Source organism: Methylobacterium sp. SD274, from assembly GCF_017355285.1.
In the GTDB taxonomy this organism is placed as follows: domain Bacteria; phylum Pseudomonadota; class Alphaproteobacteria; order Rhizobiales; family Beijerinckiaceae; genus Methylobacterium.
Window position 1 is genome coordinate 105,765 of record NZ_JADIJP010000011.1, and the last position, 25,163, is coordinate 130,927.

24 protein-coding genes are annotated in these 25,163 nt (G+C 66.6%); 9 read left to right on the forward strand and 15 right to left on the reverse strand.

From position 1 onward, the window contains the following. Nucleotides 1–79 precede the first annotated feature (79 nt). The 5 genes from IPV08_RS11885 to IPV08_RS11905 form a co-directional block, all read right to left on the reverse strand. Nucleotides 80–790, reverse strand: coding sequence for a di-trans,poly-cis-decaprenylcistransferase (locus IPV08_RS11885; protein WP_056423952.1), 711 nt, complete (start codon nt 788–790; stop codon nt 80–82). A gap of 38 nt (nt 791–828) precedes the next feature. After that, entirely contained in the window at nt 829–1,209 is a 381-nt protein-coding gene (locus IPV08_RS11890) for a transcriptional regulator (protein ID WP_056423950.1), read from the reverse strand. Beyond that, nucleotides 1,202–1,813, reverse strand: a complete 612-nt coding sequence (locus IPV08_RS11895) for a hypothetical protein (RefSeq protein ID WP_207412040.1) — start codon at nt 1,811–1,813, stop codon at nt 1,202–1,204. The genes IPV08_RS11890 and IPV08_RS11895 overlap by 8 nt, the downstream gene beginning before the upstream one ends. Before the next feature lie 99 nt (nt 1,814–1,912). After that, nucleotides 1,913–2,641: an aspartate/glutamate racemase family protein gene (locus IPV08_RS11900; protein WP_207412041.1), complete on the reverse strand. Its 729-nt coding sequence runs from the start codon at nt 2,639–2,641 to the stop codon at nt 1,913–1,915. A gap of 17 nt (nt 2,642–2,658) precedes the next feature. Further along, on the reverse strand, nt 2,659–4,161 hold the full coding sequence (locus IPV08_RS11905) for an NCS1 family nucleobase:cation symporter-1 (protein ID WP_207412042.1): 1,503 nt from the start codon (nt 4,159–4,161) through the stop codon (nt 2,659–2,661). 319 nt (nt 4,162–4,480) lie between these two features. Here IPV08_RS11905 and IPV08_RS11910 point away from each other — a divergent pair, with 319 nt between their 5' ends. Next, entirely contained in the window at nt 4,481–6,085 is a 1,605-nt protein-coding gene (locus tag IPV08_RS11910; RefSeq protein ID WP_207412043.1) for a DEAD/DEAH box helicase, read from the forward strand. Nucleotides 6,086–6,202: 117 nt separating this feature from the next. Further along, complete coding sequence (locus tag IPV08_RS11915) at nt 6,203–7,270, forward strand: GGDEF domain-containing protein (RefSeq protein WP_207412044.1); 1,068 nt, start codon at nt 6,203–6,205, stop codon at nt 7,268–7,270. A 51-nt stretch (nt 7,271–7,321) separates the two neighbouring features. Here IPV08_RS11915 and IPV08_RS11920 read toward each other — a convergent pair whose 3' ends face one another. Next, entirely contained in the window at nt 7,322–7,699 is a 378-nt protein-coding gene (locus IPV08_RS11920; protein ID WP_056423941.1) for an iron-sulfur cluster assembly accessory protein, read from the reverse strand. A gap of 154 nt (nt 7,700–7,853) precedes the next feature. Here IPV08_RS11920 and IPV08_RS24585 point away from each other — a divergent pair, with 154 nt between their 5' ends. Together IPV08_RS24585 and IPV08_RS11925 are read left to right on the forward strand one after the other, a co-directional pair. Continuing rightward, complete coding sequence (locus IPV08_RS24585) at nt 7,854–8,114, forward strand: Uma2 family endonuclease (protein ID WP_246747914.1); 261 nt, start codon at nt 7,854–7,856, stop codon at nt 8,112–8,114. Then, a complete protein-coding gene (locus tag IPV08_RS11925; RefSeq protein ID WP_246747915.1) occupies nt 8,048–8,458 on the forward strand; it encodes a Uma2 family endonuclease in 411 nt (136 codons plus the stop codon). Before IPV08_RS24585 ends, IPV08_RS11925 begins: the two co-directional genes overlap by 67 nt. A 6-nt stretch (nt 8,459–8,464) precedes the next feature. Here the strand turns inward: IPV08_RS11925 and IPV08_RS11930 are convergent, their stop codons facing one another. From IPV08_RS11930 to IPV08_RS11955, 6 genes are all read right to left on the reverse strand, one after another. Then, nucleotides 8,465–8,845 carry an SUF system Fe-S cluster assembly protein gene (locus IPV08_RS11930; RefSeq protein WP_056423936.1) on the reverse strand — a complete coding sequence of 127 codons (381 nt, stop codon included), beginning with the start codon at nt 8,843–8,845 and terminating at the stop codon, nt 8,465–8,467. 109 nt (nt 8,846–8,954) lie between these two features. Next, nucleotides 8,955–10,199: a cysteine desulfurase gene (locus IPV08_RS11935; protein WP_207412045.1), complete on the reverse strand. Its 1,245-nt coding sequence runs from the start codon at nt 10,197–10,199 to the stop codon at nt 8,955–8,957. 76 nt (nt 10,200–10,275) lie between these two features. Then, nucleotides 10,276–11,598 carry a Fe-S cluster assembly protein SufD gene (sufD, locus tag IPV08_RS11940; RefSeq protein WP_207412046.1) on the reverse strand — a complete coding sequence of 441 codons (1,323 nt, stop codon included), beginning with the start codon at nt 11,596–11,598 and terminating at the stop codon, nt 10,276–10,278. A gap of 2 nt (nt 11,599–11,600) precedes the next feature. Next, nucleotides 11,601–12,353 carry a Fe-S cluster assembly ATPase SufC gene (gene sufC, locus IPV08_RS11945; protein ID WP_207412047.1) on the reverse strand — a complete coding sequence of 251 codons (753 nt, stop codon included), beginning with the start codon at nt 12,351–12,353 and terminating at the stop codon, nt 11,601–11,603. 195 nt (nt 12,354–12,548) lie between these two features. Next, a complete protein-coding gene (gene sufB / locus IPV08_RS11950; RefSeq protein ID WP_056423928.1) occupies nt 12,549–14,018 on the reverse strand; it encodes a Fe-S cluster assembly protein SufB in 1,470 nt (489 codons plus the stop codon). Nucleotides 14,019–14,093: 75 nt separating this feature from the next. Continuing rightward, on the reverse strand, nt 14,094–15,254 hold the full coding sequence (locus IPV08_RS11955; RefSeq protein WP_207412048.1) for a cysteine desulfurase family protein: 1,161 nt from the start codon (nt 15,252–15,254) through the stop codon (nt 14,094–14,096). 265 nt (nt 15,255–15,519) lie between these two features. Between IPV08_RS11955 and IPV08_RS11960 the strand changes: the two genes are divergently transcribed. After that, nucleotides 15,520–16,176 carry an alpha/beta hydrolase gene (locus tag IPV08_RS11960; RefSeq protein ID WP_056423924.1) on the forward strand — a complete coding sequence of 219 codons (657 nt, stop codon included), beginning with the start codon at nt 15,520–15,522 and terminating at the stop codon, nt 16,174–16,176. Between the two features lie 66 nt (nt 16,177–16,242). Continuing rightward, nucleotides 16,243–16,428, forward strand: a complete 186-nt coding sequence (locus IPV08_RS11965; protein ID WP_207412049.1) for a DUF3606 domain-containing protein — start codon at nt 16,243–16,245, stop codon at nt 16,426–16,428. Between the two features lie 85 nt (nt 16,429–16,513). On the opposite strand, the gene IPV08_RS11970 is transcribed toward IPV08_RS11965, so the two are convergent. Next, nucleotides 16,514–20,623 carry a Pls/PosA family non-ribosomal peptide synthetase gene (locus tag IPV08_RS11970; RefSeq protein ID WP_210348397.1) on the reverse strand — a complete coding sequence of 1,370 codons (4,110 nt, stop codon included), beginning with the start codon at nt 20,621–20,623 and terminating at the stop codon, nt 16,514–16,516. 153 nt (nt 20,624–20,776) lie between these two features. Continuing rightward, on the reverse strand, nt 20,777–21,361 hold the full coding sequence (locus IPV08_RS11975) for a histidine phosphatase family protein (RefSeq protein WP_207412050.1): 585 nt from the start codon (nt 21,359–21,361) through the stop codon (nt 20,777–20,779). A gap of 182 nt (nt 21,362–21,543) precedes the next feature. On the opposite strand from IPV08_RS11975, the gene IPV08_RS11980 reads away from it, so the two are divergent. Further along, nucleotides 21,544–22,533: a polyphosphate kinase 2 family protein gene (locus IPV08_RS11980; RefSeq protein WP_207412051.1), complete on the forward strand. Its 990-nt coding sequence runs from the start codon at nt 21,544–21,546 to the stop codon at nt 22,531–22,533. 24 nt (nt 22,534–22,557) lie between these two features. On the opposite strand, the gene IPV08_RS11985 is transcribed toward IPV08_RS11980, so the two are convergent. After that, nucleotides 22,558–23,088, reverse strand: a complete 531-nt coding sequence (locus IPV08_RS11985; protein ID WP_207412052.1) for an XRE family transcriptional regulator — start codon at nt 23,086–23,088, stop codon at nt 22,558–22,560. Between the two features lie 138 nt (nt 23,089–23,226). Between IPV08_RS11985 and IPV08_RS11990 the strand changes: the two genes are divergently transcribed. Beyond that, complete coding sequence (locus IPV08_RS11990; protein WP_207412053.1) at nt 23,227–23,925, forward strand: MOSC domain-containing protein; 699 nt, start codon at nt 23,227–23,229, stop codon at nt 23,923–23,925. Between the two features lie 72 nt (nt 23,926–23,997). Further along, a complete protein-coding gene (locus tag IPV08_RS11995) occupies nt 23,998–25,152 on the forward strand; it encodes an AAA family ATPase (protein WP_207412067.1) in 1,155 nt (384 codons plus the stop codon). Nucleotides 25,153–25,163: the final 11 nt, after the last annotated feature.

Below are 25,163 nucleotides of genomic sequence, written 5' to 3' on the forward strand. Positions count from 1 at the left end.
ACAGCCTGCCGAAGGGTGAGAGGGTAGTCTTTGACCCGACCCTTCAGCCTCCTGCCTCGCCAATCGTCGGCTCAGCTTTTCAGGCCGCCACGGACCCGGTAGCCAGCCCTCCGAAGCGGCGGTCGCGATTGCGGTAGGCGGCGAGAGCGTCTTCGAGGTCTCCGGCATCGAAATCAGGCCAATGGCGGCGGGTGAAGTGAAGTTCGGCGTAGGCGCTCTCCCAGAGCAGGAAATCGGAAAGCCGCTGCTCGCCGCTGGTGCGGATCACGAGATCGACCTCGGGGACACAGGCATCGCCCGTCACCAAGGTCGAGAAGGTGGTGCGGGTCATCCCGGGATTGCTGGCGCTGGCGAGCGCGGCGGCGAGAATGGCATCGCGGGCTGAGTAATCGACGGCGATCCGCAGATGCAGGGCTTTCCCCTCGAGTGTTACGGCCTCGGCTCGGCCGATGGCGGCGGCGAGTCCCTCGGGCAAGCGGTCGCGCCGGCCGATCACGCTGAGACGTACGCCGCTTTCGACCAAACGGGCGATCTCGTTGCGCAGGTAGAGCCGGAGCAGCCCCATCAGGGCGGAGACCTCCGCCTCCGGACGTCTCCAGTTGTCGCAAGAGAAGGCATAAAGGGTGAGGGTGCCGATGGCTTGTTTCGGCGCCGCCTCCACGACCCGGCGGATCGCCTCGACGCCTTCCTTGTGACCGAGCGCGCGGGGCAGTCCGCGCCCCGAGGCCCAGCGTCCGTTGCCATCCATGATGATGCCCACATGCAGTCCGGGCGTCTGTTCGCTTTGCATCGCAGAGTTCCTTGGCAAAAAAAGACGGAGTCCAGGCGTCAGGCCGGACGCGCGACGAGGGGGAGGCCCGCGCTCTCGGCCGCCATCTCGGCGGCCTTGGCGGCGTCTCGCACCACCTGTTCGAGGACGGCGAGGTAATCGAGGAAGCGAGTCCGGCCGGTCGGCGTCAGATGGCAGGTCGTCAGCGGGCGGGTGCCACCATGACTCTTGCCCTGCCCTTTCCTGATCTCGACGAAGCCGGCCTCCTGCAACACTTGGAGGTGACGGTTGAGATTACCGTCCGTGAGGCCGCAGAGTTGCTTAAGGTCGCCGAAGGCCAGCCCCTTCGGAGCCGCCATCAGCGAGGTGAGGAGGCCGAGCCGGGCCTTCTCGTGAATGACCCGGTCGAGGCCGTCATACGCGAAGGGAGCATCACGCATCACTGTCCTCCCGGGCACGGTAGAGGATCATAGCCATCAGAAACTGGCCGACGGCGAAGGGCAGTCCCATGGTCCAGGGCGAGAGGATGTGGTCGGCGCTCGCCAGCATGAGCACTGCGAGGCCCGCCACCATGTACCAGGCGCCGGGCAGCGCGATGCCTTTCGGAAGGGACCGCACCGAGGCGAAGAGCCCGAGACTCACCAGCATCTGCCACAGCCCCGGCAGCATCCACAGGGATTCCGGCGAAACCTGTACCAGGACCAGGGCGAGGCAGGCGCCCGCCGCGCCGGCGGGCAGGAACTGCTCCACCGCGTTCACGATCGCCGTGTCGGTGAGCCCCGCATGGTCGCGACGCGAACGGGCTCGCATCTCGGCGCCGATCAGGCCGGCGGAGGCCAGGGCGGTGACGATCCAGCCGCCTAGGAACAGTAGCGGCTGCCCGGTCGGGTCGTCGAGCCAGACATGCTGCGCCAGGGCGGTGCCGAGGGCGAGGACGCCCGTGGCCGCGATGGCGGAGGGTCCGAACCCGCAGAAGGCGTCGCCGCGGGCGAGTTGCGCGCGGATCGCCACGATATCGGCGAGGGCTCTATCGAGATCGGACATCCGATGCTCCCGGATCAACTTTGTATCGCAAAGTAAGCTGATCCTGCGCCTGTCCGCAAGTGCCGTCAGGCACGTGGAATCAGCGGGTGCGGAGCTCTGTCACTCCTGTGCCAGCCGCTCGGCCAGGGCCGGCGACAGGCCGATGCTCTCGATGGACGGCGCCGGCTGGCCCGGCGGCAAGCCGCAGATCGCGGCGGCGAGGACCGCACGGGTCCCTACTTCCACCGAGCATAGGACGGGCACCGGCACATGCGGCTGGATGCGTTCGGTGAGGCCGGCCAGCGCCGCTCCGCCGAGGATCACCACATCCGCCCCGTCGCGGATGGCGCAGGTGGTGCAGGCGGCGGCCAGATCCGCCAGGGCCGCCTCGGGGTCCCGTGCGATGCGGTCTCCCGTGGGGGCGATGGTGCGGATGGCGGCGAGCTTGTCGGAGAGGCCGATGCTCGCCACGAACTCCTCCAGCATCGGTCCCCATAGGGCGCCCCCGGTGACGATGGCGAAGCGCCCTCCCCGCGCCGTGGCGGCGAGGCACGAGGCCTCGGCCATGCCGACCACCGGCAGCGGGGATATCTCGCGCAGGCCTCCGAGTCCCGGATCTCCGAAACAGGCGAGGTAGACCGCGTCGCAACCCTCGGCGTGCTCGGCCAGCGCGTCGAGGGCGGCATGGGCCGCGATCGCCGACGCGGCCCGACTGGTGATGTAGCGGGCACCGAAGCGCCCGGTGACCGCCACGATCTCGACGGCGTCGCCCGCCACTCGCCGCGCATGCGCGGCGACCAGATCGGTGACGGTTTCGGTCGTGTTGGGGTTGATCAGCAGGATGCGCAAAGGGAATCGGTCTCCGGTCAGGCCTTGGCCGCGGCGGCCCTCTTACGCATCAGGACGACATAGATCGAGAAGCCCAGGGCCACGCCGATGAACCAGCTGAAATTCGCCACGCTTCCCAGGGCCGGAATGACGGCGCAGAGCACCGGCACCAGGGCGGAGGGAATGACGCTGTAGATCGCGGCGCGATTGTATCCGCCATCGTACCAGTAAGTTCCGGTCGGGCTCATCGTGTAGAGGTCGTCCACCACGACATGCTGCTTCCGCACGATGAAGAAGTCGGCGATCAGGATGCCGAAGAGCGGACCGATGAACGCGCCGAGGATGTCGAGCGTGTAATGGATCACGGCCGGGTTGTTGTAGAGGTTCCACGGAGTGATGAAGATCGAGGCCACGGCCGCGATCATCCCGCCCATGCGCCAGCTGATATGCTGCGGAGCCACGTTCGAGAAATCGAAGGCCGGGGAGACGAAGTTCGCCACGATGTTGATGCCGATCGTCGCCGTCATGAAGGTGAAGGCGCCGAGCACCACCGCGTAGGTGTTGTCGATCTTACTCACCGTCTCCACCGGATCGATGATGAGGTGGCCGAAGACCGGCAAGGTCGAAGAGGTGGTGATGACGGTGAGCAGCGAGAAACCGATGAAGTTCACTGGCAGGCCCCAGAAATTACCGGCCTTCACCGCGGGAAATGACTTCCCGTAGCGTGAGAAGTCACCGAAATTCAGCATCGGCCCGGAGAAGTACGAGACGACCAGGGCGACCGCATTGAGCATCACCGGCAGGGCGTCCCAGCCCCGGTATTTCACCTCGCCGAGGGTGAGGCCGACATTCGCCACGCCGGCCTTGGCCACGAGGTAGACCGCCAGGGCGATCATCACGACGTAGACGGCGGGGCCGGCCCAATCGATGAATTTGCGGATCGCCTCCATGCCGCGCCAGAACACGAGGGCCTGGATCACCCAAAGGGCCATGAAGGCCGCCCAGCCGAGGCTGGACAGGCCGGCGAAGCCGAACTGCGCCACGTCGGCATAGGGCTTCAGCTCAGGATAGAAGCGCAAGGCGACGATCATGAAGGCGCTGGAGGCGAGGTAGGTCTGGATGCCGTACCAGGCGACCGCGATGAGGCCCCGGATGATGGCGGGGATGTTGGCGCCCTTCACGCCGAAGGAGGCCCGGCAGATCACCGGATAGGGCGTGCCCGTGACCTGACTCGGCTTGGCCACGAGGTTGCAGAAGAATTGCACGATGAGGATGCCGACGAGCAGCGAGACCAGCACTTGCCAGCTCACGAGGCCGAGGGAGAAAAGACTGCCCGCCGTGATGTAGCCGCCGACGCTGTGGACGTCCGACATCCAGAAGGCGAAGAAGTTGTAGGTGCCCCAACTCTGTTTCCTGAGCGGGGCCAGATCCTCGTTGGTGAGGCGGTCGTCGTAGCCGGGTTTGATCACCACATCCGCATGGGAATCGGGAACGGCACCTCCGGACGCGGCCGGCTCGGTGATCGAGGCGCTATGTGACATGAGTTCGTCCCCCTTCGTGTGAGGGCCGAAGCCCATGTCCTACCGGCGCTCGCTCAAGCAGGGCGTGTGCCAGCTTGACAGTACCCCCGACTCTTCGGCTTCTCGTTCGCAGGACGCCGTATGCACCGGATAAACGACGGTGCTTTGCCCGTGGTCGATTGACAAGACACCTCAAGGCTCTAAGTGTCCCGCAACGCGTGTGCGCGGCTGGTCCTGTATTCGAACGACCCTTTTCGAACGGACTGCGGAGCCTAGCCCACGACGATCTTCTCCGCGCGGATCGTTACGAGTTCCTGCGCGCAACGGTTCACATCAGCATATGTCTTTTGCCGACCTCGGATTGAGCGACAAGGTCCTCCAGGCCGTCACGGCCGCGGGCTACACGGACCCGACACCGATCCAGGCTCAAGCCATCCCGCACGTTCTGGCGCGCCGTGACGTCCTTGGTATCGCCCAGACAGGGACGGGTAAGACCGCCGCCTTCACCCTGCCGATGCTCACCCTGCTCGAGAATGGACGGGCACGGGCGCGCATGCCGCGCACGCTGATCCTTGAGCCGACCCGCGAACTCGCGGCCCAGGTGGTCGAGAATTTCGACCGCTACGGCGTCAACCACAAGCTCAACGTGGCCTTGATCATCGGGGGCGTCTCCTTCGCCGAGCAGGATGCCAAGCTGATGCGCGGCGCCGACGTTCTGATCGCGACACCGGGCCGCCTGCTCGACCATTTCGAGCGCGGCAAGCTGCTGCTCACCGGGGTCGAGCTCCTGGTCATCGACGAGGCGGACCGGATGCTCGACATGGGCTTCATTCCCGATATCGAGCGCATCGTGAAGATGGTGCCGTTCACGCGCCAGACCCTGTTCTTCTCCGCGACGATGCCGCCCGAGATCGAGCGGCTGGCTGACGTTTTCCTGCATAACCCGCAGCGGATCGAGGTGGCGCGCCCCGCCTCCACCGCGACGACGATCGTGCAGAAATTGGTCGCCGCAGGGTCGGAGGGGCACGAGAAGCGCGATCTCCTGCGCCGTCTCATCCGCGGTGAGGCCGAACTCAACAACGGCATCATCTTCTGCAACCGCAAGCGCGACGTGGCGCTGCTGCAGAAGTCGCTGGCGAGCCACGGTTTCAACGTCGCGGCCCTTCACGGCGATATGGATCAGCGCGCGCGCACGGTCGCCCTCGATGGATTCCGCTCCGGTGAAGTTCCGCTGCTGGTTGCGAGCGACGTCGCGGCTCGCGGCCTCGACATTCCCGCGGTGAGCCACGTCTTCAATTTCGACGTGCCGCATCACCCGGAAGACTACGTGCACCGGATCGGGCGTACGGGCCGTGCCGGTCGCGCCGGGCATGCCTTCACCCTGGTCACCCGCTCCGACGAACGGTCGGTGACCGCGATCGAGAGCCTGATCGGTCAGCCGATCCCCTGGGCTGAGGGCGATCTCGGCACCCTGGCCGAGCCCTCGCCGGTGGTGGTCGAGGAAGAGACCCGCACACGTCATCGCGGACGCAGCGGGGATTCCGCTCGGCGCTCACGCGGTGGCGAGGGCGGAAGATCCGAGGGAAGCAAGTCCGAAAGCGGCAAGTCCGAGAATGGCAAGTCGGAAGGCCGGCGCTCATCACGCGAGCGCCAGCCCTCGCGGCGTTCCGAGCCCGCACAGGTCGATGCCGTGGCCGAGTCCCCCACGCCCGAGGCAATCGTCCAGCCTCCGCGCCGGCGCGAGCCTTCTCGTCCGCCGCAAGAGGCTCGCAACCCTGATCCACGCGGTCAAGATTCCCGCCGAGGCTCGTCGGACCGCGGCCGCGACGAACGCCGTCCGTCACCCCGTCGTCGAGACGATGAGGATGGCGATACGCCGCTCGGTCTCGGCGAGCATGTGCCCGCCTTCCTCCTGCGCCCGGCCGTGATCAAAAAGTCGAGCTGACGCGCTGAGCCACAAATTGTTCCCTGCCCTTTTAACTGCATCTCCACCATCAGTGGGGTAACGGGAACATCTCGTCATTCAGCATCCTGAATGCCGGTTCGGGAAGCAGGCGGGTTGATGAGCCACGGAAGCTACGGTGACAGGGAGCGAACCTTCGCACTGTCCGACCGCGCCAACGTGCTGATGCGGGATTACGGCTCCTCGGCGACCCCCCAGGCCTATTCCGTCTGGTATGCCTACGTGTCCGGCACCCAGCCGCTGATGAACGACGCGATCAAGAGGCTGACCACGGAGAATGGCAGCCTCTCCGATTCCGATGTGGATTCCCTCTACGAGACGTATGTCGACAGTCGCCGTCTTGTCGCCGCCACCGAGCGGATGAACGCGAACATGCTGGCCGAAATCGAGGGCATCATGGAGGTGATGGACCTCTCCCTCGGATCGACCGCGCAGTATGGCGCGTCACTTCAGGCGTTATCGCGCGATCTCGACGTCTCGGACCAGAACCGCGCCCGCGTCCGTGAGATCGTTACGACACTCGTGGCGACGACCCGGGAGATCACCGCCAATAACCGTACGCTCGAAGCCCGCATGCGCGAGAGTCGCAGCGAGATCGAGACCCTGCGCGAGACGCTGGAGGCGACGCGGCTGGAGAGCCTCACCGATCCGCTCACCGGGCTGTCTAACCGCAAGCATTTCGAGGAGAGTCTGCGCAAGATGGTCGAGGCCGCGGCGAACCAGGCGGTTCCCTGTAGCCTGATCGTCATCGACGTCGATTTCTTCAAGCGCTTCAACGACGTCTATGGCCACCTCACGGGCGATCAAGTGCTGCGCCTCGTCGCCATCGTCATGCGCGAGCACCTGAAGGCTCGTGTCACCCTCGCGCGTTTCGGCGGCGAGGAGTTCGGGATTCTCCTGCCCGAAACCGACCGGAACGCGGCTGTCGCCATCGGAGAGAAGGTCCGTGCCAGCGTGATGGGGCGTGAACTGGTGAAGCGGACCACGGGAGAGTCCCTCGGCAAGGTGACGATCTCCCTCGGAGTTGCGACCTCGCGACCGGGGGACACTGCCGTGTCGCTCCTCGAACGCGCCGACCAATGCATGTTCATGGCCAAGCGCGACGGCCGCAACCGGACCGTGGACGATTCCCGCGTCGCCTTGGACGTGCTCACCGCCGTCGCATGAAGGCCGAGCCGGTTATGCCGGCCGGACCCTCGCGTCCCGGCCAACCCGGCCTCAGGCCGAGGCGCGCAGCACTTCGGGATTGGCCGGCGTGATCGCGACGGATTCGCCGCAGCCGCAGGACGAGGTCTGGTTCGGGTTGTTGAACACGAACTGGGACGACAGCTTGGTCGTCTTGAAGTCCATCTCGGTGCCCAGGAGGAACAAGACCGCCTTCGGGTCGACGAAGACCGTCACCCCGCGATCCTCCACCATGTCCTCGCCGGGGTTGCGCCCTTCCGCATATTCCATCGTGTAGGACATGCCGGCGCAGCCGCCGTTCTTGACGCCGACGCGGAGGCCCGCGATCGGCTTGTCCGCATCCGCGATGATGGCCTTGATCCGGTCCGCCGCCGCATCCGTCAGCGACAGGACCTTGAAATTCTTGAGCATGAGATCTCTCCGGCAGCCGGGTTCAAGGCCCGGGCGGTTGAGGATGGCAGTACGCCGTTAAGATAAGGATGGCGAAGGCTGCGGTCCACTGTTGTGGGACGCAGCAAGGCCTGCATGGGTATGATATCGTTCGCACTGCGAGGCGGAGGGAGCGATGGCGGACGCGGGGCGGAGGACCATGACCCCGGAAGAGTTCTTCGATTGGCAAAGCGGTCAGGACGAACTCTACGAACTCGTCGACGGCCACCCGGTGCCGCGGCACCGGATGATGACGGGGGCGAGCATGCAGCACGACCGGGCGACGGTGAACATCATCGTCAGCCTCGGCAATCAGCTCCGCGGCAAGCCATGCCGTCCGATGACAGCCGATATTGCCATCCGCACCAGCATCAAGGGTTGCGTCGTCCAGACGTGATGGTCGAGTGCGCGACGCTGGTGCCCGATACCTACGAGGTGCGGGAGCCGAAGCTCGTGGTCGAGGCGGCTTCGCCCTCAACCACCTCCATCGATCAGACCCGTAAGATGGAAGAATACAAGCGGCATCCGACCCTCGCCTACATCCTCCTCGTCGAGCCCCTGAAGCCGCAGGCTTTGCTCTTCGCGCGTGAGAGGGACGCCTGGGAGATAGAGACCTTCGAAGGTCTGGAGGCCGTCATCGCCCTCCCGGTGATCGGTGCCGCATTGGCACTGGCAGACATCTATGACGGGCTGAGCTTCCCGCGGCGCCGGGATCTCGCCGCCGAAGAACCGCCCCTTTGAACCGCGCTACCACATATCGAGGGCGACGCGGGCCTCGTCGGACATCCGGCTCTGGTCCCACGGCGGATCGAACACCATCGTGACGCTGCAGGACTGGATACCCGGCACGGCGGCGACCGCCGTCTCGACCCAGCCCGGCATCTCGCCGGCCACCGGACAGCCGGGGGCCGTCAGGGTCATGTCGATGGCGACCGTGCGGTCATCGGCGATGTCGACCTTGTAGATCAGGCCGAGCTCGTAGATGTCCGCCGGGATCTCGGGATCGTAGACGCTCTTCAAAGCGGCGACGATATCGTCGGTCAGGCGGTCGAGTTCCTCCGGCGGGATCGCCGAGGCGCTGGCGATGGCGGGGGTATTGGCCCCTCCGGTGATGGCTGCGTCGCTCATGGTGTCGTCCTCATGGTGAGTGCCGCGGATCGTCTCCGACTCGCGACGACCGCCGCAGGCGCGGCGGCGCGCAATCGCACTCGCGGCGGCTTCGCCGCCGGATCTCGTCTCAGGTGAACATCATCTCGGCCTTGGCCAAGGCCTCGGCAAGCGCATCCACTTCGTCACGGGTATTATACAGCCCGAACGACGCGCGACAGGTGGAGGTCGCGCCGAATCGCGTCAGCAACGGCATGGCGCAATGAGTGCCGGCCCGGATGGCGACGCCGTAGCGGTCGATCACCGTGGCGATGTCGTGGGCATGGGCCCCCTTCATCTCAAAGGCGATGACGCCGCCCTTGCCCTTGGCGGTGCCGATCATCCGCAGTGAGTTCATCGCGCCGAGGCGCTCCTGGGCATAGGCGAGGAGGGACGCTTCGTGCGCCGCGATCCGGTCGCGCCCGACCCCCATCATGAATTCCAACGCGGCGCCGAGGCCCACCGCCTCGATGATCGCGGGGGTTCCAGCCTCGAAGCGATGCGGCGGATCGTTATAGGTGATCGCGTCCTGGCTCACCGTGCGGATCATCTCGCCGCCACCCTGATAGGGGGGCAGGCGCTCCAGCCATTCCTTCTTGCCGTAGAGCACGCCGATACCGGTGGGTCCGTAGACCTTGTGACCGGTGAAGACGAAGAAGTCGCAATCGAGCGCCTTCACGTCGATGGGTTGGTGGACCGCGCTCTGCGCCCCGTCGAGGAGCACCGGCACCCCGTGCGCATGGGCGATGCGGACGATCTCGGCCGCCGGCGTCACCGTGCCGAGTACGTTCGACATCTGGGTGATCGCCACCATCCTGGTGCGGGGGGTGAACAGCTTCTCGTACTCCTCGACGAGGAAGTTGCCCTCGTCGTCCACCGGCGCCCATTTGATCACCGCACCGCGCCGCTCGCGCAGAAAGTGCCAAGGCACGATGTTGGAATGGTGCTCCATGATCGAGAGGATGATTTCGTCCCCCTCCCCGATCTGGCCGAGCAGCCCCATGGACGAGGCCACGAGGTTGTAGGCTTCCGTGGCGTTGCGGGTGAAGATGATCTCATCGGTGGAGTCGGCGTTGAGGAATTGCCGCGTGGTCTCGCGCGCGCCTTCGAACCCTTCGGTCGCGGCATTCGCCATGAAATGCAGGCCGCGATGGACGTTGGCGTAGCCGGTCTCCATGCAACTCACCATGGCGTCGATGACCGCGCGCGGCTTCTGCGACGAGGCCGCGTTGTCGAGATAGACCAGCGGCCGGCCGTAGACTTTTTGGGCCAGGATGGGGAACTCGGCCCGGATCGCCTGGACGTCGTAGGGGGTGTTCGGGACGGGTGCGTTCATGGCGATACCTGTTGGGTGTCCGGCGCGCGCAACCCTTCCCCCCGATGCGAGGGGGAAGGGGCCTGTCGGAATGCGATCAGCCGCGCGCCGCGAGCCACGCCTCGACGGTTCCGACCAGAGCTTCGCGCGCGCCCTCGTGGCTGACCGACTCGATGGCGGCTCCCAGGAAGGCCTGGACCAGCAGGCTCTCGGCCTGGGCCTTCGGCAGCCCGCGCTGCATCAGGTAGAACAGCAGATCTTCATCGAGCGCGCCGCAGGTGGCACCGTGACCGCAGGCGACGTCGTCGGCGAAGATCTCGAGCTCGGGCTTGTTCATCATCTGGCCCTCGTCGGACAGGATGAGACAGGCCGACATCATCTTGCCGTCGGTCTGCTGGGCCGCCTGCTGGACGATGATCTTGCCTTGGAACACGCCCGTGGCCTCGCCATCCACCACGGTCTTGAACAGCTCGCGGCTGACGCCGCCGGTGGCGGCATGGTCGGCCAGGAAGGTGGTGTCCGCGAGTTGCTTGCCGTTGAGCATGGCCGCGCCGTTCACCACCGCGCGGGCATCGGCCCCGGCGAAGTTCAGGTAGACCTGATGCCGGGAGAGCACCGCGCCCACCACGACGTTCACGGTTTCCACCGCGGCCTCGGCCCCGAGCTTCACGGATAGCGTCGACAAGGCCACGGCGTCGCGGCCCTCCGCGTTCAGGCGCGCATGCCGGAAGGTGGCGTCATCGGCCACCACCACGTCCATGGCATCGTTGGGCTGGTAGGAGATACCGTCCGGCCCCTCATGGCTCTCCAGCACGAGCGCTTCCGCGCCCTCGCCCAGCGTCACGAGCACGCGGGTGGCGGTCGAGTAGGCTTCCGTGCCGGTGCCAATGAAGCGCAGGTGCAGCGGCGTCTCGACCTTGGCGCCGGCCTCCACGCTGATCAACGCGCCATCCGCCAGGAAGGCGGTGTTGAGCTGGTAGATCGGGTTCTCAGAGGCCTGACGAACGGGCGTCAGTTTCTCCAGAAGCGCGTTCCCGACGGTCAGCGCCTCGTTGAGCGGAGTCACGGTGATGCCGGCCGGGATGCGGCCGAGATCCGACTGGTCGGCGATCAGGTGGCCGTTCACGAAGGTGAGGCGCACGGCCTCGATCCCGGCAAAGCCCTTCGCCTCTTCGACCGCCGCCTTGGCGGTGTCGGATGAGGGCATCTCGGCCGGGTGAGCGGCATCGCGAAACGCCGAGCGCAGATCGGTGTATTTGAACGCCTCGACCCGGCGGGTCGGCAGGCCCACCGCCTCGAAATAGCGGAAGGCCTCCTCGCGGGCGATGGACACGCCCGTGGGGTATTTCATCTTCGTGGCTTCGAAGAGTTTCGACAGGGCGGTCTCGGCCGCCGTGCGGAGCGGGGTGATGTCGGCCATGATCAGGCGGCCTCGCCCGTGCGGTACTCGGCGTAGCCGGAAGCCTCGAGCGCCTTGGCGAGGTCCTTGTCGCCCGACTTCACGATCTGGCCCTGCGACATCACGTGGACCACGTCCGGCACGATGTAGTCGAGCAGGCGCTGGTAGTGGGTGATGACGAGGAACGAGCGGCCTTGTGCGCGCAGCGCGTTCACGCCGCCGGAGACGATGCGAAGGGCGTCGATGTCGAGGCCGGAATCGGTCTCGTCGAGCACGCAGAATTTCGGCTCCAGCAGGGCCATCTGCAGGATCTCCATGCGCTTCTTCTCGCCGCCGGAGAAGCCGACGTTGAGGGCGCGCTTGAGCATCTCCTTGTTGATCTCGAGCTTCTCGGCAGCAGCATTCACCTTGCGGATGAAGTCGGGGGTGGAGAGTTCGCCCTCGCCGCGCGCCCGGCGCTGGGCGTTCAGCGTCGCCTTGAGGAAGGTCATGGTGCCGACGCCCGGGATTTCCAGCGGGTACTGGAAGGCCAGGAACACACCGGAGGCGGCGCGCTCGTCGGGGCTCATCTCGAGGATGTTCACGCCGTCGAGCAGGATCTCGCCGTCGAGGACCTCATAATCCTCCTTGCCGGCGATGACGTAGGACAGGGTCGACTTGCCCGAGCCGTTGGGGCCCATGATGGCGGCGACTTCGCCGTCCTTCACGGTGAGGTTGAGACCGTTGAGGATCTGCTTGTCCTCGATGGCGACGGTCAGGTTCTTGATTTCGATCATTGCAGCAAAGTCCGTTCTAAAACTTGAAACGCGGAGCGACCCTTCCCCATCCGTGGAGAGGAGCGTGCCTACGGAGCGGGCGGATCGGTACGAAGTCCCGCAAGAGGGGGCGACCCCTCCGGGTCGCGCGCACCCCTCATCCGGCCCGCTTCGCGGGCCACCTTCTCCCGCAGAGGGGAGAAGGGAAAAACCGCCCTACCCCACCGAGCCTTCGAGGCTGATCGAGATCAGCTTCTGGGCCTCCACGGCGAACTCCATCGGCAGCTGCTGCAGCACGTCGCGGACGAAGCCGTTGACGATGAGCGCGGTCGCCTCCTCGTTGGAAAGGCCGCGCTGCTGGCAGTAGAACATCTGGTCTTCCGAGATCTTCGAGGTGGTGGCCTCGTGCTCGAACTGCGCGGAAGAGTTCTTCGACTCGATATACGGCACGGTGTGCGCGCCACATTGGTCGCCGATGAGGAGCGAGTCGCAATTGGTGAAGTTGCGTGCGCCCGTCGCCTTCCGGTGCGCCGAGACGAGGCCCCGATAGGTGTTCTGCGAACGGCCCGCCGAGATACCCTTCGAGATGATCCGGCTCGTCGTGTTCTTGCCGAGATGGATCATCTTGGTGCCGGAATCGACCTGCTGCATGCCGTTCGACACCGCGATCGAGTAGAACTCGCCACGGGAATTGTCGCCACGCAGGATGCAGGACGGGTACTTCCAGGTGATCGCCGAGCCGGTCTCGACCTGGGTCCACGAGATCTTCGAATTGGCACCCCGGCAATCGCCACGCTTGGTGACGAAGTTGTAGATGCCGCCCTTGCCCTCGTTGTCGCCCGGATACCAGTTCTGGACCGTCGAGTACTTGATCTCGGCGTCATCGAGAGCGACGAGTTCGACCACGGCGGCGTGAAGCTGATTGTCGTCGCGCTTCGGGGCGGTGCAGCCCTCGAGATACGAGACGTATGAGCCCTTGTCGGCGATGATCAGCGTGCGCTCGAACTGGCCTGTGTCGCGCTCGTTGATGCGGAAATAGGTCGAGAGCTCCATCGGGCAGCGCACGCCCGGCGGGATGTAGACGAACGAGCCGTCGGAGAACACGGCGGAGTTCAGGGTCGCGAAGAAGTTGTCGGTCACGGGCACGACCGAGCCGAGATACTTCCGCACGAGGTCCGGGTATTCGCGGATGGCTTCCGAGATCGGCATGAAGATCACGCCGGCCTTCGACAATTCGGCCTTGAAGGTGGTGGCCACCGAGACCGAGTCGAACACCGCGTCGACGGCGACCCGGCGCTCGGGGGCGATGCCCTCCAGCACCTCGACCTCGCGCAGGGGAATGCCGAGCTTCTCGTAGGTCTTCAGGATTTCGGGGTCGATCTCGTCGAGAGACATCGCCGCCGGGCGCTTGGGCGCCGCGTAGTAGTAGATGTCCTTGTAATCGACCTTGTCATAGGAGACTCGCGCCCAGTCGGGCTCCTGCATGGTCTGCCAGCGCTTGTAGGCGTCGAGGCGCCAGGCCAGCATCCATTCGGGCTCGTCCTTCTTGGCCGAGATGAAGCGGATCACGTCCTCGGAGATGCCCTTGGCGGACTTCTCCATCTCGATCGTGGTCTCGAACCCGTACTTGTACTGGTCGAGGTCGATCGAGCGGACCCGGTCGATGGTTTCCTGCACTGCAGGCATTGCACGTCTCCTGACCTACACCGGCGTCAAGGGCCGGGGGTTTTCGCGAGAGGATGGCTTGGGATGGGCGGCGCTTCAGGCCGCCTGCCCTCGCCGTTGATATAGGGTCCCCACCAGCCGTTCGAAGGCCGTGAGGAAGCGTGAGCGGTCGCTTTCCGCGCTGTTCCAGCCGAAACTGACGCGGAGCGCCCCCGCAGCCAACGCGGGGCTCACGCCCATGGCGGCCAGAACGGTCGAGCGGCCGACCTTGCCCGATGAGCAAGCCGATCCGGACGAGAGGGCGATTCCGGCGAGATCCAGCGCCATCAGCGCCGTTGCCGCATCGAGTCCCGGCACGGCGAAGCACAGGGTATTGGAGAGCCTTGGCGCGCCGCTCCCGAAGACGACGGCATCCGGGGCGATGCGACGAAGGGCGGCTTCCGTCCCGTCCCGGAGGTCGGCATCGATGCCGGCCAGACGCACCCGAGCGATCCGCGCCGCTTCGCCGAGGCCGACGAGACCCGGCAGGTTCTCGGTTCCGCAGCGCTGGCGCGATTCCTGGCCGCCGCCCCGGATGAAAGCCCGATCCAGCGCGACGCCTTCGGCGAGCACGATCGCGCCGGTGCCCTTCGGCGCGGCGAATTTGTGCCCGGACAGGGTGAGGGCATCGAGGCCGAGCCCCGCAAAATCGAGAGGGATCTTCCCCACCGCCTGCACTGCGTCGCTATGGACGAGGGCACGGCCATGCGCTTTGGCCAGGGCGACGATCTCGGCGAGGGGCTGGACCACGCCGGTCTCGTTGTTGGCCGCATGGACGGAGACCAGCACCGATTCGTCGCGTGCTCGCTCCAGGGCCTGCTTCAGTGCGGCCAGGTCGATCAGGCCGGAGGGGTGAACCGGTACGATCTCCACCGATCCAGGCGCGAAGCGGTGGCCCGCCCCGACGCAGGCATGCTCGATGGCGCTCATCAGGAGTCGTGTCGGCGCTGCGGCTCCGGTCCCGATCAGAGCGCCCGACAGGACTGCATTCGCCGCCTCGGTGCCGCCGCTGGTGAAGATGACGCGGCCCTGGCCAGCGCCGATCAGGGCGGCGACCTGGTCGCGCGCGGCCTCCAACGCAGCCTTGGCGGCACGGCCCTCGTGATGGATCGACGAGGGGTTGCCGGGCAGTTCCAGCGCGCGCGCGACCGCTACCGCCACCTCCGGACGAACCGGAGATGTCGCGTTGTGATCGAGATAGGCGCGCGAAATAGTCATGCGTTGGTCAAGGCCCGAACCCACATTTCCTTGCTTTTGCCCCCCGTCATCATGCTAAGGCCCCGGCACCACACGTCTTCGCCAAGCGCCGAGCCTCGAGGGGCGACCGATCCCAAGTCTCTGGAAACGAGTCAGTTTAGAATTATTCTAATCACCTAGAATTATTCTAAGAGCGTTTTTAAGAGTGCGGCGCTCCGAGTCAAGGCGCGTTGGCCGACAGGATGGGTTGCTTTCAGCGAGCGGCGCCAGGAGTTTTGGAAAGACCATGCCCGAAGTCATCTTCACCGGACCCGCCGGCCGTCTCGAGGGGCGCTACCAGGCACCCAAGAAGAAGGGCGCGCCGATCGCGATCGTGCTGCATCCGCATCCCCAGTTTGGGGGGACGATGAACAATCAGATCGTGTACAATCTTTTCTATACCTTCGCCAATCGCGGCTTCGCGGCGCTCCGCTTCAATTTCCGCGGCGTCGGCCGCAGCCAGGGCAACTTCGACCATGGCACGGGTGAATTGTCCGATGCGGCCTCGGCGCTCGACTGGGTGCAGTCGGTCAATCCCGAGGCGCGGGCCTGCTGGATCGCCGGCGTCTCGTTCGGCTCGTGGATCGGCATGCAGCTTCTCATGCGCCGCCCCGAAATCGAGGGCTTCATCTCGATCGCGGCCATGGCGAACCGCTACGACTTCACCTTCCTGGCCCCCTGCCCGTCTTCCGGACTGTTCGTGCACGGCTCCGAGGACCGCGTGGCTCCGGCCCGCGAGGTGATGCCGGTCATCGAGAAGGTGAAGGTGCAGAAGGGCGTCATCATCGAGCATCAGGTGGTCGAGGGCGCCAACCACTTCTTCGACGGCAAGGTCGACGAGCTGACCCAGACGGTCGACACCTATCTCGACAAGAGGCTCGGCCCGAAAGAGCAGGTAGGCTGATCGAATTGCCACTTGAAGTTGGATAAAATTTGAATACCTCCTCAGTGTACAACCTGAGGAAGCACCATGAACGATGACCTTGAACGCCGTGGACCCGAGGATCCGAGCAAGATCAGTCTGACCGAGGCTTGGGAAGTCCGCTACTGGACGAAGCGGTTTGGCGTCACGGAAGCTCAACTACGTGATTGTGTCAGCCGGGTCGGAAATGGAACCGCAAAGGTCGCGCAGTGCCTTGGGAAGAAATGGCCCTAACGCAGCGGAACCGGCCATCGGCTAGGTCAACAAACGGCGACGCTCCTGACGGGAGCGTCGCCGTTTGTACGTCAGCCGCCGGCTTTCACGTCTTTGCGTGAATCACCGGCACTGCCGGCGCGCCTTCCCATTCCGAATGGCCCGGGATCGATTCGCCCTTCATCACGATGGTGAGCGGGCGCAGGCGGGCGTAATCGCCGACCTTGGTGTCGTAGAGGACCGTCGAGAAGGCCCCTACCGAAACGCCCTTGCCCACCACCACGCGGCCGACCTTCATGATCCGGTCCTCGTAGAGATGCGTCTGCAGGGCCGAGGTCCGGTTGATCACCGAATAGTCGCCGATGGTGACGCAGTCGAACTCGGTGATGTCGGTGGTGAGCATGCAGACGCCACGGCCGATCTTCGCGCCGAACAGGCGCAGCATCCAGGGCAGGAACGGCGTGCCGACCAGGTGCTCCAGCAGAACCTTGCCGGCCAAGCCCCAGTACAGCACGGCCACCGCCTCGGTGCGCATGGCCCACCATGACCACATCGGCTGCATGCCGGGCTGGTAGGCCCCCATGAGCAGCCATTTCACCCCGATCACCGTGAAGGACTGGATGAAGGCGATGGCGACGCTGACGGCGACGAAGCTGACGGCGAGACCGGTCCAGTCCTGGGCCAGGATGGCGGGGTAGAAGTAGAAGTCGATGGCCGAGATCGCGAGGGTGATGAACAGCATCGGCGAGAACGAGGTGGAGAAGGCCTCGAAGATGCCGCGCCGGAGCTTCGGCCCGATGCCGGGCTCGTAGGTCTGCGCGTTGGAGCCGAGATCGACCTTCTGGCGCGAGGGGAGTTTGATGGGCGGCGAGCCGAACCAGGTATCCCCCGGCGCCATCAGGTCGTTGGCGGGCGGCTTCGACTTGATGCCCACCAGCATGTCGTCGGGGATCACGGCGCCCGGTGGCACCACCGCGTCGTTGCCGACGAAGACGCGGGCCCCGGTGCTCACGGGATGCATGTGCATCCAGCCCCGGCGGATTTCCTCCTCACCGAACACGACCTCGTCGGCGATGAAGTTGCGCGCGCCGACATCCGCCAGATCGTAGCGTCCGGCGAGGTTGGTGGAGATCTCCGCCCCCTGCCCCATCCGCGCGCCCATCAGCCGGTACCAGGCCCGCATGTAGACGGTGGCGAAGAGTGAGGAGAGTGTCTCCAGCGTCACCTCGGCGGCGAGCGCCACGGCCCATTTGCGCAGGTAGAATCCACTATGCACCGAGTAGGTGCCGGACGAGACCCGCGGCAGCACCAGCCAGCGGATGCCGGCGATGAGCAGCACCGTGCCCGCCGTCATCAGCATGGCGGTGGGCCAGGTCAGCAGCGGCAGATACCAGTGGTAGTCGATATCGGTGATGTCGCTGAGTGAATCGCTGAGCTGGTCGAAGATGTAGAAGGCCGGGAAGATCGGCAGCAGCCCGACGGCCGGGATGGCGGCGAGCAGGAAGGCGTAGACGGCGAGGAAGCCGGCGCGCCGGCGGGGTGAGGCCCGGGCGGCCTCGGGCAGCGCGGAAGGGTCGGCCATGCCGACCTTGCGGCCGGGTGAGCCGTCCCATTGCTCGGCGCGTTCCACCACCGTGCCGGTGGGGATCGTGGTGAGATCGGCGATCTCGGCAAAATCGCCGATCGTCGTGTCCGGGCCGATGACGCAGGACGTGCCGATGGCCACATCGGCGCCGATGCTGACGGTGCCGATGATGAGTTCGTCGCCCACCACTTCGGCATTGGCGATGACGAGGCGGCCACCGAGGGAGGCCCCTTCCCCGACGCTGAGCAGGTCGGGTGCGCCGACCTCGATATCGGAGATGAGGGCATCGGCACCGATCTTCGCCCCGAGGAGGCGCAGGTAGATGGCGATGGCGGGCGAACCCTGGAGCCATTTCACGTGGACGAGCGGGGTCAGCCGCTGCGTCAGCCACCAGCGGTAATAATAGACGCCCCAGAGCGGGTAGCGGCCGGGCTTGGTCCGCCCGAGGATCAGCCATTTGGCGCTGATCGCGATGCAGGCGGTGACGGCGTTGATGCCGATATAAACCAGCAGCAGCACAGCGATCTCGCCGAAGAAGCCGAGCGAGCCGCCTGTGAGCAGCAGGTAGGTGACAAAGATTCCGAGCCATTGCGACGTGGCGAGCGCGATGACGAATGGCAGGGCGATGGCCTGCGCGGTCCCGCAGAGGATGCGGCGCAGGAGCGGCGGCGCCACGAATCCGAGGTCGCGTACGGCCATCTGGGTGCCGACGCCGCCGGTGCGCTCGATCAGCGCCTCCGACATGGCCCGGAGGGTGCGCCGGGTATAGACGTCCTGCAGGGTGATGGCCGCGAGGGCGGGCGCCTCGCGCACGGCGCCGACGAACCGGGCCGCGAGTAGCGAGTGGCCGCCGAGATCGGTGAAGAAATCGGCCTCGAACGGAATCGGCTGGTTGCCGAAAACCTGTTTGGCGGCGGCCAGCATCGCCGCTTCGGTCTCGTTGTCGGGCAGCTCCTGCTCGCCCGACAGGTCGGCGACGGTGAGGGTCGCGATGCGCAAAGCCTTGCGATCGACCTTGCCCGAGGTCAGGCGCGGCAGCACCTCCACCACCTCGAAATGCCCCGGCACCATGTAGGGCGGCATCTGTTCGGCGAGGGTGTGGCGCAGGGCGGCCTTGTCGAATTCCGTTCCCCGCTCGGGGATCAGGAAGGCGACGAGGCGGTCGACGCCATCGTCCTGGCGCAGGACCACCGCCGCCTGGTTGATGCCGGCCTGCGCCTGGATGCGGGATTCGATCTCGCCGAGCTCCACCCGGAATCCGCGGATCTTGACCTGGTCGTCGATGCGACCGTGGAAGACGATCCGCCCCTGCGCATCGAGGGAGACCGCATCGCCCGACCGGTAGAGTACCGGGTCGGTCCCGTCGGAGGGGAACGGGTTCGCGACGAATTTCTCCGCCGTCAGCTCGGGCCGCTGGAGATAGCCCGCCGCCACGCCCGGGCCGCCGATGAGGAGTTCTCCCTGCTGGCCGGGGCCGAGCAGGTCCAGGCTCTCGCTTGCGACGTAGACGGAATAGTTCGGGATCGGGCCGCCGATCGTGACGGGCTCGCCCGGCCGCATCTCGGCGGCGGTGGCCACCACCGTGGCTTCGGTCGGCCCATAGGTGTTGAACAGCTTCCGCGATCCCGTGGCCCAGCGGGCGACCAGGGGCTCCGGCAGGGCCTCGCCGCCCAGCAGCACGAGGCGGACGCTCGGCAGCGTCTGTGACAGCATGGCGAGCAGCGTCGGCACCGTGTCGAGCACGGTGACGCGGTTCTGCGTCAGGATGTCGGGCAGCGCCTCGACATCGCCCATCATGGCCGGGCTGGCGACGAACAGCGTCGCGCCGACCAGATAGGGAACCCAGATCTCCTCCATGGAGAGATCGAACGCCACCGAGGCGCCCTGGAACACCACATCGTCGGGCCGCATCCCGTAGAGCGCGTTCCCCGAGCGCAGGAAGTGGCAGATGTTGGCGTGGCTGATGACGATGCCTTTCGGCACCCCGGTCGAGCCGGACGTGTAGATCAGGTAGGCGGGATGCGCGGGGGTCAGGCCGGCGCCGCGCGGGTCGGGACGGGGCGCATCCGCCGGCACTTCGGCGAGAAGTGCCTCCGGGGTCAGGGCCGGCTTGGCCGCCGGCGCCTGGGGCGCGAGGGCGGGCGAGACCAGGAGCAGCTTCGCCTCCGCATCGTCGAGGCAGACGGCGACGCGGTCGGCCGGTGCCTCGGCGTCGAAGGGCAGCCAGGCCGCTCCCGACATCGTGATCCCGATCTGGCTGATCAGCAGGTCGGGTCCCCGCGCCATCCAGAGTCCGACGACGTCGCCGGGGCCGATTCCGCGATGCGCGAGGCCGCGGGCGATGGCGATGGCGCGAGTCTCGACCTCGGCATAGGAGAAGGCGGGATGACGGCCGGCCGCGTCCCGGCTCGCGCCGTCGATGATGGCGGGATGGTCCGGGCGCAGGCGGGCGCTGTCGGAAAAGACTTCTCCCAGAACCTCGTCCCGGATGAGGTCCGGGCGGCTCTCCCCGCGTAGTACGGCCTTCCGCTCCGGCGCTCCGCCGCCGCTATGCGACCCGGTCTCGCCCCATTCGGCCTTGTCCACAAACGACTCCGCCCGAGGCCGGGTCGTCTCGGCGAGACTGCTCATCCGATGCTCCGCTGCCGGCCCCGCCGCTGCGAGGCCGTCCTTTTGACCGGGTTAGGCGCCCGGATCGTGCCGAAAACGCGGCGCCCCGATGTGGTCGCGCCCTCTAGCACGTTTGCCGAGCCGCCTAGAACTGGTCTTCACGGAGAAAGCACGTCAGGCCCAGTGCCAGCGGGCCCGGTCCAGGACGAGGACGCTGCCCTGGCGGATCGCCATCCGGGGTGCTTCGCGGATGCTGGCATAGCCCAGGATCACCAGAATCGCGCGGGCGACGCCGCCATGAGCGACGATGACCGCCGGCCGCTGCAACTCGGCGATCGCCGGTCTCACCCGTTCCACCAGCATGGCATAGCTTTCGCCATGCTCGCCGGGCGGGCGGTAGCCCCAACGGTCGCGGTCCCGCGCCAGGGCGCTGCCGCTGTCACGCCGACGGATCTCGGCCCAGGTCGAGCCTTCCCAGGTGCCGAAGTTGATTTCCTTCAGCCGAGCATCGACGGCGTAGTCCTGCGGTGCGAGGTCGAGGCGGGCCCGGAGGACTTCCATCGTCTGCCGTGTGCGCTGGAGCGGGCTCGCGACGAACCGGGCCTCGCTGAGGCTGTCGCCCGCTACGGCTTTCAGCCGCTCGGCCACGCTTTCCGCCTGGCCCAGGCCCGTGGCATTCAGGGGCACGTCGCGCTGGCCCTGGAGTCGGCCGGCCGCGTTCCAGTCGGTCTGGCCGTGCCGGATGAAATACACCGTCATGCGCGCCGGCCGGCCATGGCGGCGTGCCGCGCTGCCCCGGAACGGCCAAGGCCGCGGATCGTTGTCGCGCTCAAGGTTGCTCCACGCGTTACGGGCATCGGCGGGTCGCCTTCCCGGAGAGGCGGCTCGCCCATGCGGTGCCCGCTGCATCGATTGAATATCGTATAAGGTGAGTTGTGATCATGTCGAAGAAGCGCGGCAAGCGGCATTCGGGCCAATCGGACGACATGGGTCGACATAAACCCAAGCCGCCGGCCCGCCGGCCCGAATCGGACAAGCCGCCCTCCTCCGCGGCCTGGGCTCGTTCGGCGATGCGGTATCCCGACCGCGCGAGCCCGATCGACACGGCCTCCATCGCCTCCTGCGCCGCGGCGGGCATCGTCACGGTTCAGCCGGGCGAAGCATTGGATCTGGCCGCGATCGACGCCGATGCCGATGGCGGGCTCGACAAGGAGGCTTCCAAACAGGCGCTCCTCGTCGAGCATGGCCGCATCCAGGCACTGCAGGAGCGGCTCTATGCCGAACATCGGCGCAGCCTCCTCGTGGTGCTTCAGGCTATCGATACCGGCGGCAAGGACGGCACCATCCGCTCGGTCTTCGAGGGGGTGAACCCGCAAGGGTGCCGGGTGTGGTCGTTCAAGGTTCCGAGCGCAGAGGAGCGCGATCACGACTTCCTCTGGCGCTACCACGCCAAGGTGCCGGGGCGCGGGATGATCGGCGTATTCAACCGTAGCCATTACGAAGACGTGCTCGTGGTGCGGGTGAAATCCCTGGAGCCGGAGGACGTATGGCGGCCGCGCTACGACCTCATCAACGATTTCGAGCGGATGCTGACCCTGTCGGGCGTCACCGTGCTGAAGTTCTTCCTGCATATTTCGAAGGACGAGCAGAAGGAGCGCCTGGAGGCACGGATCGCCGACCCCGAGAAGCATTGGAAATTCGATGCGGCCGACCTCGTCGAGCGCCAATCCTGGGACGCCTATCAGAGCGCCTTCACGGATGCCCTGAGCCGTTGCTCCACCCCGCACGCGCCCTGGCGCGTGGTGCCGGCCAACCGCAAATGGTACCGCAACCTCCTCGTCGCCCGCACCATCGCCAACACCCTGGAGGCGATGGACCCGCGCTATCCGGACGCTCAGCCGGGCATCGCCGAGCTGACGGTGCCGGATTGAGGGGGACGATGCCGCTGCATGGCCTCATCCGGTGATGATCACCAGCACCGATGCCGGTGCGCTGCCGAGGCGGCGGAGGCGGTGCGGCAGGCCGCCATCGTAGGTGGCGCAGTCGCCGATACCGAGGATGACGCTGCGGTCCGCCACGACAAGTTCGACCTCCCCTGCCAGGACATAAGCGATCTCCTGGCCGCCATGGGTAGGACGATCCTCGGTGAGGAACGTCTCGCCCGGTTCGACCATGTACAGGGCGGCGGCCCGTCCCACTTCGGCCGGCAGCAGAGCGTGAACCGCATAACCGGCGTCACGGGTCGTGATCCTGGCCCCGGCGCGCGCGACGATCACGTCGTCTGCGGCGGCCTTCTCCCCGAACAGTTCGGACATGCTCGCCCCGAGCCCCATCGCGATGGCCTCCAACGTGGCCAGGGATGGAGCCTTCTGACCGCGCTCGATGCGCGACAGGTGGCCCTTGTGGACCCCGACGCGGGCGGCGAGGGCATCGAGGGTGAGATGGCTGCGGCGTCGAAGCGCCCGGATGCGTTGTGCGACGGACATGCCCCCACATGACCGGCTTTCACCGGGGCGGCAACGCGATGCGCCGTTGACAAATCGAAGACCGCGGGACAACGAGGGCCTCATGAGACAACAAGTTGTCTCATGGTTTGTCGTAGGTGACTTCGGTAGGGGCCGACCATGCGTGTGACGATCGATGCCGTGCTGGTGGGGCGGGTCGCGCCTCTGGCTTCGACCGGGAAGCCCAGTGGCATCGATAAGTCGGCCTCTGCCGGCCCTGTACGGATGGGGTTCGAGGGGCTGGACGGCGATGAGCAGGCGGATCGTCGTAACCATGGCGGGCCGGAGAAGGCCGTCCATCACTATCCGCTCGATCACGCTCCGGCCTGGCGAGCCGACCTTCCCGGAGCGCCAGCCCTGGTCGAGCGGCCGGGTGCATTCGGCGAGAATCTCTCGACCCACGGACTCACCGAGGCCGACATCTGCGTCGGTGACCTCTGGCGCGCCGGTACCGCCCTGCTCCAGGTGAGCCAAGCCCGTCAGCCGTGCTGGAAGCTGAACGCCCGGTTTGGCGTGACCGACATGGCCGTGCGCGTGCAGAAGACCGGGCGGACCGGCTGGTATTACCGCATCATCGAGACTGGCACGGTCGGGGCGGGAGACGATCTCGCACTGGTGGAACGGGCGCACCCGGACTGGCCGCTGTCGCGGCTGCTCCGGGTCTTCTATGTCGACCGGCTCGATCGGGCGGCGCTGGCTGAGATCGCCGCCCTGCCGTCCCTGTCGACGTCCTGGCGAACCCTTGCCGCACGACGCCTCGACAAGGGGCAGGTGGAAGATTGGAAACCCCGGCTGCAGGGAGATGCAAGCACCGCCTGACCCTCCCGAGCGCTTGCTCGCGATGGCCGCATGCGCTTCGACTGGCCCCGCATCTTCGGCGAAGGCGGCCCCATGCTCACCGTCCGTAACATCTCCTCCACCGGGTATCGGTCCCTCAGGCGTATCGGCTTCCCGGTGGAAGCTCTCTCCGTGTTCATCGGTGGCAACGGTGTCGGCAAGACCAACCTCTACCGGGCGCTCGAACGCCTGCAGGCCGCCGCCGCCGGCACGCTGGTGCGTGATCTCGCGGCGGAAGGCGGGATGGACTCGGTCGTCTGGGCCGGACCACGCAGCGGCAAGGGGCCGGTGCGGGTGGGATGGTCCGTCGAGCTCGGCGACGAGGCGGCTTCCGTCGCCTACGGATACGAGATCGAGGTCGGTCTGGTGCCCCAGTCGGAGGACGGCCCCAGGGGAGCGGCCTTCCGGCTCGAACCGCAGATCAAGCGGGAGCGGCTCACCGTCCTGTCGGGCCGGCGGCCGGCGGTCATGCTCGAGCGTGACGGGCCTTCCGGCTTCGTGCGCGGCGATGACGGCCGCAAGCGCTCGCTCGGCTCGAGTCTCCTCGCCACCGAAACCGCGCTCGCGGCACTTCAGGACGCAGTCGCGTTTCCCGAACTGCATCTCGTCCGGCATGCGCTGCTGGATTGGCGCTTCCACCACGATTTCCGCACCGACGCGGCCTCGGCCCTGCGCCGGCCCTGCCTCGCCGTCACCACGCCGACCCTGTCGTCGGACGGATCCGACCTCGCCGCCGTCTTCGCCACCCTCCGGCACATCCGCGAGGACACCGTCGATCTCGACGGGGCGGTGGCCGATGCCTTCCCCGGCGCGCGCCTCGTCATCCCGTCGCCCGGCCGCGAGGCGAGCTTCGGGATGGTCTTTCCCGACTACCCCAAGCGCGTGTTCGAGGCCGCCGAACTGTCGGACGGGACGCTTCGCTACCTCGCCCTCGCCGGAGCCCTCCTCGCCTACCGGCTCCCGCCCTTCATCGCCCTCAACGAGCCGGAGACGAGCCTCCACCCGGACCTGCTCGATCCCCTGGCACGGATGATCGTGACCGCGTCGCGTCGTACACAGGTCTGGCTGGTGACCCATTCGGAGCGGCTGGCCGACGCTATCGAGGAGCAGGGCGGCGTGTCGCCCCGCCGGGTGGTCAAGCGGGAGGGGGCGACCTGGATCGAAGGGCTCAAGCTGTCGGGAGAGTTCGCGGAAGCCGACGACGCGTGACGGGGGCTCTC

What these genes read in the sequence shown, in the direction of transcription:
- IPV08_RS11885 (WP_056423952.1), bottom strand. Translation starts at nt 790, where the DNA reads ATGCAAAGCGAACAGACGCCCGGACTGCATGTGGGCATCATCATGGAT.
- IPV08_RS11890 (WP_056423950.1), bottom strand. Translation starts at nt 1,209, where the DNA reads ATGCGTGATGCTCCCTTCGCGTATGACGGCCTCGACCGGGTCATTCAC.
- IPV08_RS11895 (WP_207412040.1), bottom strand. Translation starts at nt 1,813, where the DNA reads ATGTCCGATCTCGATAGAGCCCTCGCCGATATCGTGGCGATCCGCGCG.
- IPV08_RS11905 (WP_207412042.1), bottom strand. Translation starts at nt 4,161, where the DNA reads ATGTCACATAGCGCCTCGATCACCGAGCCGGCCGCGTCCGGAGGTGCC.
- IPV08_RS11910 (WP_207412043.1), top strand. Translation starts at nt 4,481, where the DNA reads ATGTCTTTTGCCGACCTCGGATTGAGCGACAAGGTCCTCCAGGCCGTC.
- IPV08_RS11915 (WP_207412044.1), top strand. Translation starts at nt 6,203, where the DNA reads ATGAGCCACGGAAGCTACGGTGACAGGGAGCGAACCTTCGCACTGTCC.
- IPV08_RS11920 (WP_056423941.1), bottom strand. Translation starts at nt 7,699, where the DNA reads ATGCTCAAGAATTTCAAGGTCCTGTCGCTGACGGATGCGGCGGCGGAC.
- IPV08_RS24585 (WP_246747914.1), top strand. Translation starts at nt 7,854, where the DNA reads ATGGCGGACGCGGGGCGGAGGACCATGACCCCGGAAGAGTTCTTCGAT.
- IPV08_RS11925 (WP_246747915.1), top strand. Translation starts at nt 8,048, where the DNA reads ATGCCGTCCGATGACAGCCGATATTGCCATCCGCACCAGCATCAAGGG.
- IPV08_RS11930 (WP_056423936.1), bottom strand. Translation starts at nt 8,845, where the DNA reads ATGAGCGACGCAGCCATCACCGGAGGGGCCAATACCCCCGCCATCGCC.
- IPV08_RS11935 (WP_207412045.1), bottom strand. Translation starts at nt 10,199, where the DNA reads ATGAACGCACCCGTCCCGAACACCCCCTACGACGTCCAGGCGATCCGG.
- sufD (WP_207412046.1), bottom strand. Translation starts at nt 11,598, where the DNA reads ATGGCCGACATCACCCCGCTCCGCACGGCGGCCGAGACCGCCCTGTCG.
- sufC (WP_207412047.1), bottom strand. Translation starts at nt 12,353, where the DNA reads ATGATCGAAATCAAGAACCTGACCGTCGCCATCGAGGACAAGCAGATC.
- sufB (WP_056423928.1), bottom strand. Translation starts at nt 14,018, where the DNA reads ATGCCTGCAGTGCAGGAAACCATCGACCGGGTCCGCTCGATCGACCTC.
- IPV08_RS11955 (WP_207412048.1), bottom strand. Translation starts at nt 15,254, where the DNA reads ATGACTATTTCGCGCGCCTATCTCGATCACAACGCGACATCTCCGGTT.
- IPV08_RS11960 (WP_056423924.1), top strand. Translation starts at nt 15,520, where the DNA reads ATGCCCGAAGTCATCTTCACCGGACCCGCCGGCCGTCTCGAGGGGCGC.
- IPV08_RS11965 (WP_207412049.1), top strand. Translation starts at nt 16,243, where the DNA reads ATGAACGATGACCTTGAACGCCGTGGACCCGAGGATCCGAGCAAGATC.
- IPV08_RS11970 (WP_210348397.1), bottom strand. Translation starts at nt 20,623, where the DNA reads ATGAGCAGTCTCGCCGAGACGACCCGGCCTCGGGCGGAGTCGTTTGTG.
- IPV08_RS11975 (WP_207412050.1), bottom strand. Translation starts at nt 21,361, where the DNA reads ATGACGGTGTATTTCATCCGGCACGGCCAGACCGACTGGAACGCGGCC.
- IPV08_RS11980 (WP_207412051.1), top strand. Translation starts at nt 21,544, where the DNA reads ATGTCGAAGAAGCGCGGCAAGCGGCATTCGGGCCAATCGGACGACATG.
- IPV08_RS11985 (WP_207412052.1), bottom strand. Translation starts at nt 23,088, where the DNA reads ATGTCCGTCGCACAACGCATCCGGGCGCTTCGACGCCGCAGCCATCTC.
- IPV08_RS11990 (WP_207412053.1), top strand. Translation starts at nt 23,227, where the DNA reads ATGCGTGTGACGATCGATGCCGTGCTGGTGGGGCGGGTCGCGCCTCTG.
- IPV08_RS11995 (WP_207412067.1), top strand. Translation starts at nt 23,998, where the DNA reads ATGCTCACCGTCCGTAACATCTCCTCCACCGGGTATCGGTCCCTCAGG.